3 protein-coding genes are annotated in these 2,616 nt (G+C 54.7%); all 3 read right to left on the reverse strand.

Features of this window, described 5'->3' with window-relative positions:
• Positions 1-4: 4 nt before the first annotated feature.
• The gene (locus LU351_RS20235; RefSeq protein ID WP_232595899.1) at positions 5-241 is read right to left on the reverse strand and encodes a hypothetical protein; all 237 of its coding nucleotides are present in this window, start codon (positions 239-241) and stop codon (positions 5-7) included.
• 575 nt (positions 242-816) lie between these two features.
• The gene (xerC, locus tag LU351_RS20240) at positions 817-1,839 is read right to left on the reverse strand and encodes a site-specific tyrosine recombinase XerC (protein WP_232595900.1); all 1,023 of its coding nucleotides are present in this window, start codon (positions 1,837-1,839) and stop codon (positions 817-819) included.
• A gap of 6 nt (positions 1,840-1,845) precedes the next feature.
• A partial coding sequence (locus LU351_RS20245) for a hypothetical protein (protein ID WP_232595901.1) occupies positions 1,846-2,616 on the reverse strand: 771 nt, incomplete at its 5' end.

The raw sequence follows: 2,616 nt of genomic DNA on the forward strand, positions 1-2,616 counted from the left end.
GGCCTTACCAAGGCACCACTAAGTCATCGTATTCACTCCGTATTTTTCTCACGATTTCCTGAAGATCATCGATGCGATCCCACGCTTCAACCACGCTGTAACCATCCGGGATAAAGTCCATTCGATCTAACACGAACGCCGCCGCGATGATCTCTCCTGTGCTCGCGCCAGTGCGACCGGTGGTGGCCAAGTCGTTGGCGGTTTCGATGATTTTTCTTGCCATGGGTGGAACATTTACCATTGCCTTTTCTCCTCTTGAGTGGCGTTTGTTTGCCGCCACCCATCAGCGGCGCGCACAGGCCGGTCAAGACTGCGCAGCACCCGTAGGGCTTGGCCTTGACCTGCCGAGCACGTCGCTACCCTGAGAAGGCAAGCAAGCAGACACGTTGGTGACGTTGGCACTTTCAAGCCCCCTTTTGCTAAAGGGGGTTGGGGGATTAGGGAATGGATTTTTTAAACGCGGCTTTGCCGCCACAGAACGTGTTCCCCCTTGGGGGCTAGGGGGTAAACACGCCGTGCGGCCAGCCCGAACCCTGCCCGCTTTAATGGCGGCGGTTCACGCGAGGGTTTTTGACAACGTGCTAACGAACGGATGACCACTGAACGTGACCCACTTTGGCGGGTAGGGTTTTAGGGCGGGGAGACGTGCGCAGCACGACGGGGGAGGCACGGCTTGGAAAGGGCTATGGAGTGTGGCGCAGCCCTTGCCACGCAAGGGGTGTGACATAGGACAGAGCGGCCTTTTTTACTATGCAGTGTGCAGCGAAGCGGAAGACTGCCCGGAAGCACGCAGTGCTGGAGTGGCGATGTGTCCGGTTAACCACTGTGGTCGGTTTGCTCTTCTGCTGTCTCGTTCGCTGGCTCGTCTGCCTTGGCCGGGTGAGTCGCCGCGTGGATTTCCTGTAATTTTCTAATGCTCACATGAGTGTATACCTGTGTGGCCCGGTAATCGGAATGACCCAGCATGGCTTGGATAAACCGCAATTCTGCGCCGTTTTCCAGCATATGGGTGGCCATGGCGTGGCGCAGTAGATGACAGGCGCCGGGGGCGGTGATGCCGGCGTTTTTCAGGTAGCGTTTGACTTTGTCACCGAGTTTGTTGTCTCGAAACGGTTCGCCGTAGTCGTTGAGGAACAGGGTGGGTTCGGTGCTGTTTAACAGCAGTTGATGGCGTACGTCGTTGAGGTAGTGTTTGATCCATTTCACCGCCCGGGGGCCAATGGGTAACAGCCGGTCTTTACTGCCTTTGCCCTCTTTCACGAACAGGGTGTAACGGTCTAAGGCAATATCACTGACGGTGAGCTGACACAGTTCGGCACGGCGAATGCCGGTGCTGTAGAAGGTTTCCAGTATGGCGCGGTCTCGCAGCCCCTTGGCGGTGTTGACGTCGGGTTGTTCCATTAGCCGAGCCACTTCGTCTTCACTGAGCACCACCGGCAAACTGGCGGTGGCTTTGGGGATCACCAGCTCTGAGGCGGGGTTGTAGAGCAGGTAGTTTTCCTGGGTGAGCCATTTGAAGAAGTGGCGAATAAAGCTGATGTAACGGCCCCGTGTGGTGGGCGATAAGGGTTCACCGTTCTCTTGTCGGTAGAAGTACAGGTAACGCTGGTAACTTTCCAGAATGGGCTTGGTGATCGTTTGCGGGTCATTGAGGCCGCGTTCATCACACCAGCCAATAAAGCGCCGCAGGGTATTTTCCCGACGCTTGAGCGCTAAGGCTGAGTAGTTACGCAGGAGCAGGGTTTCCTGATAACGCAGGAGATAACCGTAAAAGCCGGTGTGTTCGATGGCCACCTTGTCCCGTTGGTGGTGCATGGTACGTTTACGTTTTAGGGCCATGTGTGTTTACCCCTGATGCGCCTTTTCGGTGTTACTCTGACGGGTTTCTCTGTAGGCCTTACTGTTCAAGGGCTTTATCGATTTCAGCGGGTCTGACTTGGGCCTAACTTGGCCCTGACTTGGGGCTGACGTTTGCCTCTCTACCCCTGACTTATTTCTGTTTACCCCTGACTTTTCCAAGTCATACCCCAATGCCTCCACATCCAATAGCCCCATTAAGTGCGGTTCATCATCACTACAGCCATCAAACAACAATTCATAAACAAGATGAGAACCTCGCCCTCCTTGGTGGATGAGTAAATATTCGAGATCAGCAAGACGGGAGCAATGGATTTTTAACTGACCATCACTCCACCCGGTAAATTCACGGATATGTCGGCGGCTAAAGCGAACATCCTTCTGCACCAGGCTGTGCGTTTGGCACTGCGTGGCCACCATTTGTTGAATCAGTGTTAACAGCTTGCGGGTTTGCGCCGGGAGTTCATCCAGCGTGCGGCCCAATACGTCATGAGCCAGGCGGTTGGCGGTGTGGATGTCACTCAGCTGCACTTCGATGTACTTGAGGGTATTACCGTTGTGGTTGAGGCTTTTAATGTCCCGTTGGTATTGGTGCAGCAGGGCCACGCTGTCGATGAGGGTGAGGTATTTTTCATGATCACGACGGGTGCGGGTTTTGTCATCCAGGAAGGTGAGTTGATCGGCGTAGGGGTTAATGACCGCTAGGGGTTTTAATAAATGCTGGGCGTTGCGGTGCAGTTCGGTGAGTTGGCTTTTTTC

Source organism: Marinibactrum halimedae, from assembly GCF_021234875.1.
Classification (GTDB): domain Bacteria; phylum Pseudomonadota; class Gammaproteobacteria; order Pseudomonadales; family Cellvibrionaceae; genus Marinibactrum; species Marinibactrum halimedae.

Bases quoted from the DNA above. Each gene is read 5' to 3' on its own strand.
- xerC (WP_232595900.1), bottom strand. From the start codon at position 1,839: ATGGCCCTAAAACGTAAACGTACCATGCACCACCAACGGGACAAGGTG.
- LU351_RS20235 (WP_232595899.1), bottom strand. From the start codon at position 241: ATGGTAAATGTTCCACCCATGGCAAGAAAAATCATCGAAACCGCCAAC.